The organism is Streptomyces sp. WP-1 (assembly GCF_030450125.1).
Taxonomy (GTDB): domain Bacteria; phylum Actinomycetota; class Actinomycetes; order Streptomycetales; family Streptomycetaceae; genus Streptomyces; species Streptomyces incarnatus.
Genome location: NZ_CP123923.1, coordinates 7,080,636 through 7,095,778, shown reverse-complemented (window position 1 = coordinate 7,095,778; position 15,143 = coordinate 7,080,636). Strand labels below are relative to the sequence as shown.

Below are 15,143 nucleotides of genomic sequence, written 5' to 3'. Positions count from 1 at the left end.
GTCCCCCTCCCTCTCCCCAGGAGCAGTCCGATGACCACAGCCCCCGCGGTCACCGCACCCGCCTCGGAGGTCTGCCGGGTCACGGTGGTGGGCCCCACCGGCCAGGCCGACCTGGCGATCCCGCTCACCACCCCGGTCTCCGCGCTGCTGCCCGTCCTGGTGCGCCATGTGACGGCGGAGACGGCGGACCGCGGCACGCCCTGGGTGCTGCAACGGCTCGGCGAGGACCCGTTCGACGCCGACGCCACCCCCGCCACCGCGCACCTGCGCCATGGCGAGGTGCTCCATCTGCGGCCCGCCGACGAGCCGTTGCCCGCCCTGCACTTCGACGACGTCTCCGACGGGGTCGCACACGTCGTGACAGCGTTGCCAGGCGGCTGGCGCCCGGCGCTTACCCGGGGCCTGGCGCTCACCCTGGCGGCACTGGCGCTGCCCGCGGTGGCGTGGGCGCTGCTGGGATTCGGCCCGGGGCTCGGCGCCTCGGCCGGCGCCGGGGTGATCGCCGTACTGCTGGCCGCCGGATGCGTGGCAGGCGACCGGCTCTCCGCCGACGCGGGCAGTGTGCTGGTGGCCGGTCTCGGCGCGCTCGCGTTCGGCGCGCTGGCCGGGCTGACGTTCCGCCAGGGGCCGCACGGCGGGTTCGCGCCGGGGCTGCCCGGGATGCTGGCCGCGGCGGGCTGCGTCGCGGTCGTGGCCGTCGCGCTGCTGGCGCTGCGCCCGCTGCCGCTGGTGGTCCCCGGCACCGCGCTGGGCACCGCGCTCGCCGCCGCCGTCGGGACCGGGCTGATGCACGCCACCGGCTGGCACGGCGCCCAGGCGGTCGCCGTCGTCGCGGTCGCCATGTTCGTGCTCGGCCACTTCGGGCCCCGGCTCGCGCTGCGCACCGCCCGGCTGCGGGTGCCCCGGCTCCCGCACAACGCGGCCGAGTTGCAGGAGGACATCGACCCGGAGCCGCAGGAGCGGGTGGAGCGCAGGGTCAAGGCGGCCGGCTCCTTCCTGGACACCCTCAGCGTGTCCTCCGCGCTCGTCTACACGGCCGGGTTCTGGTACATGACCCGCGAGGGCGGCTGGATCGGCTGGCTGCTGCCGCTGGTCTTCGCGGGCGCGGTGCTGCTGCGGGCCCGCGGCCTGAACCGGTCCGCACAGCGCGTGCCGACCGTGCTCGCCGGTGCCGCAGGTCTGGTCACGGTGGCGCTCACCCGGTTCGCCGCCGCGGGCGACGGCGCCCGGGTGGTCGTGGTGGCCGTGCTGCTCGCCGCGGTCCTCGCCCTGCTGGTCGCCGCGTGGCGGCTGCCGAGCGGCCGGCTGCTGCCGGTGTGGGGGCACAGCGGCGACCTGCTGGAGACGGTCACCGCGATCGCGCTGCTGCCACTGCTGCTCCAGGTCCTGCACGCGTACGCCTACTTCCGCGCCCTGGCGAGCTGAGAGGGGCAGCGGCGTGCAGACCCGACGCGATCACATGCAGGCGTACCAGTTCGCCATGGGCCGCCTTGCGACCGCCCTCGTCACCGGCGACCCCGGCCGCGGCGACAGCCCCACCAAGCGGGCCGCCCTCGGCACCTTCTTCGGCGCGGGACTCGTCGTCCTGCTGTCCCTGGGCTTCCTGGTCTACGGCAAGCTGTCGCCGGTGACCACGGCGGCCTGGCGCGAACCCGGCTCGATCGTCGTGGAGAAGGAGACCGGCACCCGCTATCTCTTCCTCGACGGCAGTCTGCGCCCGGTGCGCAACTACGCCTCCGCGCTGCTGCTGACCGGCAAGGGCGCCGCCGTACGCACCGTCGCGGCGAAGGCACTGAGCGGCGTACCGCACGGCGCGCCCATCGGCATCGACGGCGCGCCCGACTCCCTGCCCACCCCGGCCACCCTGCTGGCCGGGTCCTGGACCGACTGCCTGCGCCCGGATCTGCCGTCCGGCCATGTGGTCGACTTCGCGCCGGGCGCGCACGCGGGCGCCTTCCCCGCCGGACGGCAGCTGCTGCTGAAGTCCGCGAGCGGGCAGCGGTTCGTGCTGTGGCGGGGCACCAAGTACCCGGTGCCCGCCCAGTCCGCGCTGATCGCGCTCGGCCTCGACGGCGACCGCCCGGTGGCCGCGTCCACCGCGTGGCTCGCCGCCGTACCGACCGGGGCCGCGCTCGCCCCGGCGAAGCTCGACCGGATGGGCAGCCCCGCCGGGAAGATCGCCGGACGGCCCGTCACCGTGGGCCAGTTGTTCACCATGAGCACGGCGGGCGCCCGGCACACCTACGTCATGACCGCCGACGGGGTGACCCAAGTCAGCGCCACCGAGGCCGCGTTGCTCGCGGCCCGGCCCGGCGCACCGGCCACCCGCGAGGTGTCGGTGACCGACATCGCCTCCGCCAAGGTCTCCGCCCACCACTCCCTCGACAGCGGGGCCCCGGACGTGCTCGGCGCCCCTGCGGTCGACACCTCCGGGCAGGCGGTGTGCCTGCGGGAGAGCACCCAGGGGGCCCGGCTCAGCGCGGCCGTGGTCGTGGAGAGCGGCGCCGCCGCGACGGGGAGGCAGCGGGTGCTGGTGCCGCCGTCGCACGGTGTGTACGCCGTGGACCAGCGGGAGGTGGCCGCGCGGGTGGCGAACCCGCACACCTTCCTGATCACCGACCAGGGCATCGTCTACCCGCTGGGCTCCTCCGCCGCGCAGTCCCTCGGCATCGGCTCCGGCACCGCGACCGCGCTGCCGGAGAGCCTGCTGGTGGCGCTGCCCCACGGACCGGTCCTCGACCGCTCGGTGGCGGCGCTGACGGTGAAGGCGGGACAGGACGGGGCGACGGCTTCGCCCTCGGCCGACTCCCATCAGGCACAGGGAACTTCGGATAGCGGCCGGACCACGGGCGAGGCCCCGGTCCCGGCGGTGTCCGCCGATCCGTCGCCCACCGGCTCCGCCGCACGGGTGGGGTGAGCGGATGCGCAGAGGACTGGGTACCGCCCGGGCGGGCGGGACGGCGTTGCAGTGCCGGGCCGAGGGCCGGGCCCTGCTGGTGCACCCCAAGGGCGAACCCGACCCGGGGGCCGCCGCGTTCGCCGCGGGGCTCGCCGCCGACCCCCAGCACACCCTGGCCGTGGTGGATCTCCCCTACGGGTCGCTGGAGGGCTCGGCGGACGCGGTGGCACGGCTGCTGGCGGGCCGGGGCGAGAGCCTGCGCCTGGTCTTCGGCCGCAGCACGCCCCAGGAGTCGCGGCGCGCCGCCCAGCGGATCGCGGACCGGCTCGGGCGGCTGGTGCTCGCCCCGGACGGCGCGGTGCTGCCGACCGACGGCGGCGGCCTGTTCATCCCGAGCGACCACGGCGCGGGCTGGCTGCGGTTCCGGCCCGGCCGTTCGGCGGAGCGCGACTCGCGCCGATTCCCCAAGCCGCGCTGGGAGTTCTCCACCTTCGACCGCCCCTGGACGACCAGTGGCCACGGCATCGCCGAGCCGGCGCCCTGCGGGGTGTGGGTGCGCAGCCCGCACGACCATCCGGCCGCCGAGAGCGGCCGGCGCCTGGTGGACCGGCTGCCGAGCCATCCCGACATCCTCACCGTGGTCCTCGGCAGCCCCGGCGGACCGCCGGTGACCCTGGCGGACGTGACCCGGCTGTGGGAGACGGTCCTGCCGTCCGCGCGCTCCTGGGTGCGCTTCCTGCACCTCGGTCCCGTCGCGCTGCCCGAGGGCGCCGAGGCGCTGGGCCAGGAACTCGCCGACGCGCTCGGCCAGCAGGTGGTGCTGTACGCGGGCGTGCCCGTCGAGTCGCGCGCCGGGCTCGACTCGCCCGAGGTGGCGGCGGTACGGCCGGACGGCACGCTCGGCCACCACCCGTTCGTCAGCGAGCTGATGTACTTCCCGCGCACCGAGAGCGTTCCGGCCCCGCCCGCCCTCTTCGGGCTGCGCAGGCCCCTGTTCGGGGTGCCCGAGATCACCACCGGTGTGTACGAGTACGCCGCCGACGCGGTGCTCGAAGTGGTGCAGAGCGGGCTGTGGATGCGCCCGCTGGCCGAGCCCGCCGACGGCGACGCGGTACGCCGGATTCCGGCCGCGCCCGGCTACGCGGCCATCCTCTACGACCGCAGCACGCCCGGCACGGCCGACCGTATGCGCTCGCTCGCCGAGGACATGCTGTGGCGGCTGGACCCCGAGCGCCGCGAGGGCTTCACCATCGCCCCGGCCGACGAGCCGGGCCATGTGGTCGTCCCGGCGGACGACGCCCACCTGTGGTCGGCACCGGACGCCACGGCGACCGGCCCGCAGGCGATCGCCCCCACCGCGTTCCGCGGCCAGGTACGGACGGCGGAGGCGGCACCCTGGAGTTCGCCGGAGCAGGCCGCAACTCCCGCGATCGACAACGGAGTTGTACGACGTGAGGGGTCGGGCGCGGCTTCGGCGCTCGCACATCTGGACCTCGACGAGGCGACCGTCCGGGTACGAGGGAACGCGGCACCGGCGGCACCGCCCGTGACGGCGCCTCCCCCGGCCAGGACCGAGTCCGAGGTGCCGTCGGCCGGGTTGCCGCGGGTCGAGTCGGGCGACGACGTCCAGGTGACCGGTGCGGCCGGGGAGACGGCCCCGGCCGGGCCCCCGGAGCGGGAGACCCTCGCCACCGCGTCGGAGGCCACGGCGACCGGCGGTCCCGCGCCGATGCCGGTGCCCGAGCCGGTGCGGGAGGCGCCGCGCCCCGCACCGGGGCCGATGCCCGACGCGCCGCGCACCGACGGTCCGGCGCCGACACCCGTGGGTGAGGAACCGGTTCCGGCGACGCCCGTGGTCCAGGGTCCCGTTCCGCCGGTGCCCGCGCCGCTTCCTCCCGCCGCGCCCGCGCGCCTTCCGCTGCCCCACCTTCCGGCCGTGTCCGAGCCGGGACGTGCGGCCGAACCGGGCCATCCGAGCGAGCCGGGGGTTCCGGGTGAGCCGGGGGTTCCGGGTGAGCCGGCGAGGGAGAATCCGCGCCCTGCGGACGGGCCCGGCGGCGGGGAGGCGGAGCGCCCGGCGCGGACCGACGTACCCGCGCGACCGACCGGCCCGGAACCGGAGCAGCGGCCTGCGCCGAAGCCGGAGCCGTCGGTCCCGCACGCGCCCGACAGCCCCGGCGCCGGTCCGTCGACGCCGCAGCCCACACCTGCGGCCGAGAACCCGGAGCCCGAGCCACAGCCACAGCCACAGCCGCAGCCGCAGCCGCAGTCGCAGTCGCAGTCGCAGCCGCAGTCGCAGTCGCAGTCGCAGTCCACTGTGCCGCCGACGGCACCCGCCGCTCCCCCGGCACCCCCCGTGCGGCCCGCGCAGTTGATCCGGCTGGAGTCCGACTCCCCGGCCGCCGCGCCCGTGGCGCCCGCCGAGACCGAGCGGGCCGACGGGCCGGCGCCAACCGCCCCCGCGCCGGGCACCCCGGACGGCCCCAGGTCCCCGGCGCCCGCACCCGCGGCCGTCCCCGGTGTCCGCGTCCAGCCGACCCCCAAGGCGTCCGCCTGCGCGGTACCGCCCGAGCGCGGCACCGAGAAGGAGCGGGACTGGGTGCGCCGGACGCTGAGCACGCAGTACAACGCGGTCGCGGGCACGGTGTCCCGGGTGATGTCGGAGTCCCCGGGACTGCGCGGCGGCGCGCGCGGCGAGGCCACGGACGCGCTCACCGACCTGGTGGCCGTACGGCTGTTCCTGTCCGGGGACAGCGCGCAGGTCAACGCGGCCGTACGCGCCGCGGCGGTCGGTCCGCACGTGCCGTTGGCCCGCTGTGTGGCGGCCGGGCTGCGCAGGCTGCCCTCGTACCGGGGCGCGGCGCTGCTGCGGGCCCGGGCGAGCGCGGCGGAGCGGGCGTGGTTCCGGGAGGGGCGGCTGGTGACGGAGTGGGCGTTCTGCACGGCGTACGGCGCCCCGCGTCCCGGTCCGCACGACGCCACCGACTTCCTCATCTGGTCGATCACCGCCCGCCGTACCAATCTGATCGACCCCGCCGAGCCGGACCGCGTGGTGTTCCTGCCCGGCACCACGTTCAAGGTGCTGCGCCCCGCGGAGGGTGAAGGGCCGGTGCTGCTAAGGGAGTTGTCGCCCTCGGAGATCGCCTCCGACGGCAAGGTCGACGTCCAGCGGGTGCCGTTGGACGAGATCGCCCGGGACGGACTCGACCGCGCGGCCGCCGCGCTGCGCGCCGACGACGCGGCGGGCCGGGACGAGCGGGGCGGCGGCAAGGACGGCCTCGGGACGCCCCCGGGTCTGATCGGCGGGGCGCCGACACCGCCGCAGCGTCCGCACAACGCCGGTGACGGCAACGGCAACAGCGGCGACCTGAGTGCGCCTGACGAGGGAGCGAAACTGTGACCCGGCCCGTGCTACTGGTGTCCCCGGACCGCCCCGGGGCCTACCGCGCCATCGCCGACGCCCTGGCGGACGCCACCGACGGCGCGCTGATCACCGTCGCGCCCGGGCGGTACGACGAGAGCCTGTACATCAATCGCGCGGTGACGCTGGCCGCCGAGGGCGCCGGCGGCACCGTGGAGATCGCGGCGGCCTCGGGCAGCACCCTCGTCCTGGACGCGGAGGCGGTCCAGCTCACCGGCCTCCAGCTGTCCGGCACCGACCGTGAGGCCCCGGTGCTCGACGTGCGCCGGGGGCAGGCCGCGCTGGACGGCTGCCGGATCTCCGGTGAGGCATGGGCGGCCGTGCTGGCCTGGCAGGACGGCGTGGTCGCGCTGCGGGACTGCCAGGTCACCAACGCGCAGGGCGCGGGCATCGTGGTCACCTCCGGCGGCGCCAACGCCGTGGAGGGCACGCAGATCAAGGAGGTCGGCTCGTCGGCGGTCGTGGTGGCCGAGCACGGCCGGCTGACCCTGCGCGACTGCCGGCTCGACCGGGCCCGGGGCAACGGGGTCTGCGTCAACGGGCAGGCCACGGCGGTGGTGGAGGCCACCCGGATCAGCGGCAGCGGCAAGCCCGCGCTCGCCGTGGAGCAGAACGCGCGTGCCACGCTCACCGGTGTCGAGGTGAGCGGCAGCGCGGCCCTGGACGCGTATCTGACCAGCGCGGCCGAAGTCGTGCTCACCCGCTGCTCGTTCACCGGTTCCGGTGGGCAGGCGGTCCGGGTCGGCGAGGGCAGCGCGCCGGTGCTGCGCGAGTGCCTTGTCGCCGGGGCCCGGCGGGAGGGCATCCATGTCTCGGCCGGCGCGCGGCCCCGTATCGAGGACTGCCGGATCACCGGCACCCCGACCGGTCTGCTGGTCGAGGCGGGCGGCCGTGCCGAGGGCGCGGGGCTGGCCGTCGAGGGCGCGAGCACGGCGGCCGTGCAGGTGGCGGACGGTGCGGTGGTGCTGGACCGGCTGACGGCCGACGCGGGCGGCCCCGCGCTGCGGGGCGCCGGGGCCAGGACCCAGGTGACGCTCCGCGACGCCGAGTTGGTGACGGGCGTCGAGCTGTCCGAGGGTGCCTCGGCGACGCTGTCCGCGCTGCGGCTGCGCTCCGGGGGCGGCACGGGCCTCGCCCTCGCCTCGGGTGCCCGCGCCGAGGTGACCGGCTCGGCGTTCACCGGCTGCTCGACGCTCGTCGGGGCGGAGTGCGAACTCAGCGCCCAGGACAGCGAGTTCACCGGCGCGGACGGCGACGGCATCCGGGTCAGCGCGGGCGGTGCCCTCACCGCGGTCGGCTGCCGGGTCAACGGGGCGCGTGGCCACGGTGTGCATGTGCAGGCGTCCTCGCGGGCCGAACTGACCAACTGCACCGTCTTCGACAACGGCGGCGACGGGGTGCGCTGCAACACCGACGAACCGGTACGGGTGCACGACTGCGAGATCCGCGACAACGGCGGCGCCCCGGTCCGCCAGCTCAAGTCGGGCCAGGTCTCGGTGGAGCGCGTCGACACCGGCGGCGATCCCGCCGGCCGTACGACCGGTGCCACCGGTGGTGGCGACTCCGGCGCGGCGGACGCCGAGGCGGCGACCCGGGCGGCCGCGCACACCGGTACCGGGCCCCTCGCGGAGCTGGAGGGGCTGGTCGGCCTGGAGAGCGTGAAGCTGGAGGTCACCGGCCTGATCAACCTGAACAAGATGGCGCAGCGCCGCCAGGAGATGGGCCTGCCGATGCCGCCCATCAGCCGGCACCTGGTCTTCGCGGGTCCGCCCGGTACCGGCAAGACCACGGTGGCCCGGCTCTACGGCGCGGTCCTCGCGGAACTGGGCATCCTCAGCCAGGGCCATATCGTCGAGGTGGCCCGCGCCGACCTGGTGGCGCAGATCATCGGCGGTACGGCCATCAAGACCACGGAGGTCTTCAACAAGGCGCTCGGCGGTGTGCTGTTCATCGACGAGGCGTACACGCTCACCAGCCAGTCCCGTGGCAACGGCCCCGACTTCGGGCAGGAGGCCGTGGACACGCTGATGAAGCTGATGGAGGACCATCGCGACGAGGTCGTGGTGATCGTCGCCGGGTACTCCGCGCAGATGGAGCAGTTCCTCGCCTCCAACCCGGGCATGGCCTCGCGTTTCGCCCGCACCGTGGAGTTCCCCAACTACAGCGCCGAGGAACTGGTCACCATCGTGCGGGGCCTGTGCGCCAAGCACTACTACGAGCTGTCGGGTTCGGCGCTTGAGGCCCTGGACCGCTACTTCCAGGACGTCCCCAAGGGCGCCACCTTCGGCAACGGGCGCGTCGCCCGCCAGGTCTTCGAGGAGATGATCAGCCGGCAGGCGTCCCGGCTCGCCGCCGGACCCCCCGGTGACGACACGGAGTTGTCCCGTCTCGACGGCGCGGACGTCATCACCGTGCCGGCCGGGGCGGCGGAGGCGCAGGGCGGCCCGGCGGCCCCGGCGAGCGGCCAGGGCGAGCAGCGCCCCGGCCGAGGGGCCCGCGCCCCGCAGCCCGCGGGCCCGGCGCCCGCCCCCTCCACGGCACCCGCCGCCGCGCCCCAAGCACCTGCGGGTCTGCGGAAGTTGGCCGCGATGGCCGGTCTCGACGCGGCCCGCGCCGCCCTGGCCACCCGGGTGGCGGCGCTCGCCGGTGCCGGGCGCGAGCCCGGCCGGGCGGTGTCCGCGCAGGCCAACATCGTGCTGGAGGGACCGCAGGGCAGCGGCCGGCGGGCACTGGCCCGGACCTACGCGCGCTGTCTGACCGAGGCGGGCCTGCTCACCTCGGGCACCGTGCACGAGGTACGGCTGTCCGCGCTCCCGGCGCGCTTCCCGAAGCAGCCCGCCCACCGGCTGGCGACGGCCCTGGAGGAGGCGGAGGGCGGCCTGCTGGTGCTGCGTCTCGACGAGGCCCTCGGCCGCCGTTCGCCCGCCGAGCGCTCGGCGGTGCTCGACGGACTGGCCCGGCTCGCGGGCACCCCCTGCGACACGGTGCTCGCCCTGTGCGGCTCGCCCGCCGAACTGCGCGCGCTGATCGGCGAACGGGCCGACATCGCCGGGGAGTTCGCCGAGTACCTGCGGCTCGACCCGTACACCGTGGAGCAGGCCATCGAGCTGGTACGGCGCCGGCTGTGGGCCTTCGGTTTCCAGCTGGCCGACGACGCGGCCGAGATGCTGGCCGCCGCCTTCGACGCCTCGCCGCCGCCCGGGGGCGCCTGGGAGGCGCACCGGCTGGCGGAACGGCTCGCCGCGTCCGCCCGCACCCGTACCGTCTCCGCGACGGACCTCCCGGGAGCCGCGGCCTCCGACACGACGCAGGGGCCCGGCCCTTCGGGCCCTTCGAGCGCGGCGGGCACCGCGCATTCGACGGGCACTGCGGGTTCGGCGGGTTCGGGGGCGGCAGGCCCGCCGCCCGCAGCGAACGGCGCGCGGGCACCCGAGGCCGCGCGGACCGCCGTACCCGCCGGTCCGCCGCCGCGTGCGAACGGCGCGCCGCCGCCCCACCCCGCACCGGCCACGGCAGCGCAGCCGGCGAACGCCCCGCACCCGGGGGCCGGGCTGCCGGGCACCACGGAGCCGCCGCCCCAGGCGAGGCCCCTGGTGCAGACATGAGAGACGTCCGCCCCGGCGCCGCGCACGATCCCGTGTGCGGCGGCGGACGGCGGGTGACCCCCCACCATCCGGCGTCGGCGCGCATCCCCCGTGGGTGCGACAGCGCTGTCAACGGCCAAGGCCGGCGCCGCAGTTCGAGAGAGGACACACGATGGCACTGACGTCAGTCGAACTACAGGGAATGACCGCCGCCCAGGGCAGCTTCCAGACCGCCCTGGACGAGACGACCGGCTCGTACGCGCAGATGGACGGCCAGATCGAGGGCCTGCGGGCGAGCTGGAGCGGCGAGGCCGCGAACATCTACCACACGGCCATGCAGGACTGGCTGACCGACTTCGACAAGGTCAACCAGTCGCTGCGCACCATGCTGGAGAAGCTGGCGCAGAACACCCACGTCTACGCCAACACCCACGAGAACACCCAGCAGCAGGCGCAGCAGGTCGCGCAGCAGATGGGCTCGGGCAGCGTCGGTCTGCCGGGCTTCCCCTCCTGACCGGTCCCCCGACCGACGCACATCCCTTCGTACTCGCATCCGTTCCCAAGGAGCCGGACAGCAGATGACCACGTACACCGTCCAGATGGAGCAGGTCGACTACATCGTCGGCGAGATGAACTCCATCACGCAGCGCATCAACCAGACTCTCACCGAGCTGGACAACGCGGCGAAGATGCACCTCAGCGAGTGGACCAGCGACGCCCAGCAGACCTACCAGCAGGTCAAGGCGCAGTGGGACGCGGCCGCCGCGGACATGACCCAGAAGGCCGCCTCCGCCACGCAGATGCTCGGTGAGATCAACGAGTACTACTCCAGTGGCGAGCGCCAGGGCGTTCGGCTCTGGGGGTGACCGATGGCCGACCAGCCCTTGCCGATCCCGGACACGCACTCGTCGACTCCGACTCCGGACCCGCAGCACTACGACGGCGGGACGACGCTCGATTCCGGGCACGGCACCGTGACCGCGTCCAACACCTTCAACCCGCCCAACGTACCGGGCGGTTCGGGTGACCCGGGCAGCGGTACCAGCGTGGACACCCCGTCGATGCTGTTGTTCGCCGACAACATCGACAAGCTGATCCAGCCCACGCGGGACGCCGCGACCGAGCTGGGGAAGGTGCAGACCGAGCCGGGCGCGTTCTACCACGCGAACCAGATCCGGACGAAGGTCAACGGTCCGAACGCCGACTCCGGGCTCAAGGAGTCGTACATCAAGGTGTTCCAGGACCTGGCCCAGGGCCTCGGTGATCTGCGCGACGGCGTCAAGCAGTTGGCGCAGCACTACACCACTCTGGAAGACGCCGGGCGGATGAAGGCCACTGATCTGCAGAACGCCATGCAGAGCACGACCAGTGACTTCACCAGCCTGGTGACCGACGCCGGCGGGTCCGGCGGCGGAGCAAGTTGACGGGTGGTCCTGGCCGCCCCCGGCACCGTACGACGGTGACCGGGGGCGGCGGGGACCCTGACAGGGGCGCAAGCGGGAGACTGGGGCAAAGATGGGCAGCCCGGACTACAACACCGGCGGGTTCAGCGACAGCGGTGACGGCATCTTCGCCGATCCCGGGAACGATCCGGGGTCGATCGACGACTACAACTCGTGGGACTGGAAGCAGATCATGGCGGCCATCAATGGCATGTCCGCCGGAACCGGCTCCGACGCCAACCAGGAGCGCGCCAAGGGCATCTCCGACCCCCAGTCCCTGATGGACGCGGCGGGCCACTTCCTGGACGCCCAGGTGGTGCTCGCCGGGATCGCCAAGAGTCTCGCCGACCAGGCGAACGCGCTGGCCGGGGAGAACGGCCCGTGGAAGGGCGCCGCGGCGGACGCCTTCTGCGACATGATCAACACCTTCTCCCGCCAGGTGAAGGCGACCGCGGACGTGCTCTCCGGCGGCGAGGCGGGCAACTCCGTGCCCCAGCAGCTCGCCAACAACTCGGTCAATCTGCACAACGCCCAGGTCAAGATCGCCGACATCGACGCCTGGTACGCCGACCAGGCCGTGAAGATGGGCGTCAAGCCGATGAGCAACGGCCTGATCCCGATCCACGAGAAGCCGCAGCTGGTCGAGATGATGACCAGCGACATGCGGGCGGTGCTCAAGAGCCTGGCGGGCGAGTACCAGGTCACCATCGACTCGGTGCACACCCCGCCCCCGGTCACCAGCCCCACCGACAGCCCGGATGTCACCGACGACGTCCCGGACGTCTCCGACCCCGATCTGACCGACCCGAACCTGCCCGACGTGAACGCGCCGGATCCGCAGGCGTTCTCGGCCCCCGACACCTCGGGCCTCCCGAATCCCGACATGCCCGGCGTGAATCCGATCAGCGCGCTCGCCACGCCCTCGCCGTTCTCCGGCGGCACGGACGTGGGCGGCGACGCGCCCGGCCTGGACGGGCTTCCAAACGACGCGTTCGGCAACGACACCCTCGACCCGAACGCCCTGGACAAGGCGCTCAACCCGGCCGCTTTCCCGGGTGGTTCCGGCGTGGGCGACGACCTTCCGACGCTGACGCCCACCGCTTTCCCGGGCGGTTCCGGCGTGGGCGACGATCTTCCGACACTGACGCCCACCGCCTTCCCGGGCGGCCTCAACACCGGCGGCGGCGTCGGCAAGTTCCCCACGCTGGCCGACAACCTCGCCGAGGACCCGGCCAGTTGGTCGGGCACCGACGGACTCCCCGAGGACTTCCCCGGCGACACGGGTGTCGGCGGCACCGGCGGCCTGAACACGGGGGAAGGACTCGGCGATGTCGCCCCCGAGCAGTTCCCGGGCGGCCTCGGCACGGAGTCCGAGCTGCCGGACGGACTCCAATCGCCGGCCGGCCTGAACGACGCGCTGGAGTCGCCCTCCCTCGACGGCCTGCCGGCGGGCGAAAAGGCGCTCGGCACGGGCGGGATGCCGATGATGCCCGGCATGGGCGCGGGCGGCATGCCGCAGAGCGGCGCTCCCGACCCCAGCGACGCCAGCGGGCTGATCGACAGCGAGGCCGAGCCCTGGCTCGGCGACCCGAGCGTGGCCGACGAGATCGGCGGCAAGGGCGCCGAGGCGGGCGGCGACGGCCTCGGGCTGCCGGTGGACGAGGCGGAGGCCGCGCACTACCCCGGCGGGCTCTCCACCGACGAGGGCCTCACCGGTACCGGGGCGGGCGGCATGCCGATGATGCCCGGCATGGGCGGGGGCGGCATGCCGCAGAGCGGCGCCCTCGACCCCAGCGACGCCAGCGGGCTGATCGACAGCGAGGCCGAGCCCTGGCTCGGCGACCCCGAGGTGGGCGAGGAGATCGGCGGTGCCGGCGCCCTGCCGGGCGGCGAGGGGCTCGGGCTGCCCCTGGACGAGGAGGCGGAGGCGCTGCCCGGCGCGCTCGCCACCGAGGAGGGCCTCACCGGCGCCGGGGCGGGCGGCATGCCCATGATGCCCGGCATGGGCGCGGGCGGCCCGGCCGCGCAGGGCACGACCGATCCGAGCGACGCCTCGGGGCTGCTGGAGCCCGAGGGCGAGCCGTGGACCGGTGAACCCGGGGTGCCCGACGAGATCGTCGGGGGCGCCGGAGCGGGCGGCGAGGGCCTCGCGCTGCCGGACCCCACCGAGGGAATGATGATCGGCTCGGACGGACTGCCCATCGCGCCGCAGCCGACGGCGGCCCCCGTGGAGCCCCTCGCGGAGACCGGGGACGCCGATGCCGCCTGGGCGGACGAGGCCGGGGCCGGGGAGACGGGTGCCGTCGCGGCGGGCGAGGCCGCGCCCGCGATGCCCGGCATGCTGCCCGGCGCGGGCGCCCCCTCCAACGGGGCGCGGGACGAGCGGTCGGACGCCTCCGGTCTGCTGACTCCCGACGCGGACGCCTGGACGCCGGAGGCGGAGGCCGACGGCGAGCGTCCGGTGGTGTCGGCCCAAGAGGGCGTGGGCGAGGGCGCGTTGCCCGCCACCCTGCTCGGAGCGGCGGCGGGAGCGACCGCCGCGGCGGTGGCCGCGACCGCCCTCGGCGCCGCTGCGGCGGGTGCCGCGGAGGAGTCCGCCGAACGACGGCATCGGCGCCGGGACGAGGACGACGCGGCGGCACTGGTCGTGCTTCCGGTGGGCGGTGAGGGCACCGCGCGGCCGCTCGACGCGGGCGACCCGGACGTGCCGGACGTGCCGGACGATCCCGAACTCCTAGACGATCACGTGGCGTTGACGCCCGCCACCGGTGCCGAGGCGGAGGCGGAGGACACGGCGGCCTGGGACAGCGCGGGAGCGGCGTTCGTACCGCTGCTGTGGTCCGTGCCGACCGAGGACGAGGAGGAGGTCCTCGCACCCGGCTACGCGACGGAGGACGCCGGCACCTGGACCGGCGAGGCCGGTGCCACGGCGGAGGAGGCGGACGGACCCCGGCTCTCCACCTGGCGCCCCAACCGGTCCGGGGCCGCGGGACCCGGCGAGATGGTCATCCCGGCCGTCCCGCTGCGCTCGTTCGCCGGCGACCCCTCGGAACTCACCGCCGAACTGCCCCCGCAGGAGGCGGCGTTGGAGGAGGCGGAAGCCGAGGAGGAACTGGCGCAGCCGTCCCGGGGCATCGCCGACCTGCTGGTCCAGGAGGGCGACACCTGGGGCACGGCGGCCTCCGACGGCTCCGGGGCGGTGCTGTGACCGCCCCCGGCACCCGGCGGCGCTCCGCCACCCGTCGGCCGTCCGCCACCCGTCGGCCGTCCGCCACCCGGCGCCGTCCCGCCGCCGCACCATCGCACGACGCAAGGAGACTCGGATGAGCAGCCCCTACGACCAGGAGATAGAGGACCTGCTGGCGCTGTACCGCAAGCAGCGCACGGAGGCCGTCGAGACACGGCGCCGGATCAACGAGGTGACCGGCACGGCGACCGCCCCCCGGCAGTCCGTCAAGGCGACCGTGAACGCGCAGGGCGAGGTCACCGCGATCGAGTTTCCCACCGGCGCCTACCACCGGATGGCGCCGAAGGAACTCTCCGACGCGCTGCTGTCCACCATCCGCCAGGCCCGCGCCAACGCGCTGGAGGCCGTCGCCGAGGTCGGCTCGCACGGCCTGCCGGCCGGGGTGCGGCTCACCGACCTGATCGAGGGCAGGGTCGACGCCACGGAACTGCTCGCGGAGGAACCGGCCATGCCCGACCAGGTGCGCGAGTATCTCGCCGAGGGGCGGCCGGACGTACGACGCGGTGACGGCCGATGACGCCCCGCACCGCACCCCACGACGACCACCGGA

Annotated in this window: 9 protein-coding genes; all 9 read left to right on the top strand. The window is 75.3% G+C overall.

The features are described 5' to 3' along the window. Positions 1 to 30 precede the first annotated feature (30 nt). Positions 31 to 1,425: a type VII secretion integral membrane protein EccD gene (gene eccD / locus QHG49_RS31495; RefSeq protein WP_159698715.1), complete on the top strand. Its 1,395-nt coding sequence runs from the start codon at positions 31 to 33 to the stop codon at positions 1,423 to 1,425. A gap of 13 nt (positions 1,426 to 1,438) precedes the next feature. After that, positions 1,439 to 2,917, top strand: coding sequence for a type VII secretion protein EccB (gene eccB, locus QHG49_RS31490; protein WP_301492200.1), 1,479 nt, complete (start codon positions 1,439 to 1,441; stop codon positions 2,915 to 2,917). Positions 2,918 to 2,921: 4 nt separating this feature from the next. Beyond that, positions 2,922 to 6,299 carry a hypothetical protein gene (locus QHG49_RS31485; protein WP_301492198.1) on the top strand — a complete coding sequence of 1,126 codons (3,378 nt, stop codon included), beginning with the start codon at positions 2,922 to 2,924 and terminating at the stop codon, positions 6,297 to 6,299. Further along, positions 6,296 to 9,925: a right-handed parallel beta-helix repeat-containing protein gene (locus QHG49_RS31480; protein ID WP_301492197.1), complete on the top strand. Its 3,630-nt coding sequence runs from the start codon at positions 6,296 to 6,298 to the stop codon at positions 9,923 to 9,925. Before QHG49_RS31485 ends, QHG49_RS31480 begins: the two co-directional genes overlap by 4 nt. 151 nt (positions 9,926 to 10,076) lie before the next feature. Further along, complete coding sequence (locus QHG49_RS31475; RefSeq protein ID WP_111583519.1) at positions 10,077 to 10,418, top strand: WXG100 family type VII secretion target; 342 nt, start codon at positions 10,077 to 10,079, stop codon at positions 10,416 to 10,418. Positions 10,419 to 10,482: 64 nt separating this feature from the next. Beyond that, positions 10,483 to 10,770 carry a WXG100 family type VII secretion target gene (locus tag QHG49_RS31470; RefSeq protein ID WP_037655754.1) on the top strand — a complete coding sequence of 96 codons (288 nt, stop codon included), beginning with the start codon at positions 10,483 to 10,485 and terminating at the stop codon, positions 10,768 to 10,770. 3 nt (positions 10,771 to 10,773) lie between these two features. Continuing rightward, on the top strand, positions 10,774 to 11,328 hold the full coding sequence (locus QHG49_RS31465; RefSeq protein ID WP_145489536.1) for a hypothetical protein: 555 nt from the start codon (positions 10,774 to 10,776) through the stop codon (positions 11,326 to 11,328). Between the two features lie 91 nt (positions 11,329 to 11,419). Next, the gene (locus QHG49_RS31460; RefSeq protein WP_301492194.1) at positions 11,420 to 14,554 is read left to right on the top strand and encodes a WXG100 family type VII secretion target; all 3,135 of its coding nucleotides are present in this window, start codon (positions 11,420 to 11,422) and stop codon (positions 14,552 to 14,554) included. 115 nt (positions 14,555 to 14,669) lie between these two features. Continuing rightward, positions 14,670 to 15,110, top strand: coding sequence for a YbaB/EbfC family nucleoid-associated protein (locus QHG49_RS31455; protein WP_145489531.1), 441 nt, complete (start codon positions 14,670 to 14,672; stop codon positions 15,108 to 15,110). Positions 15,111 to 15,143 lie beyond the last annotated feature (33 nt).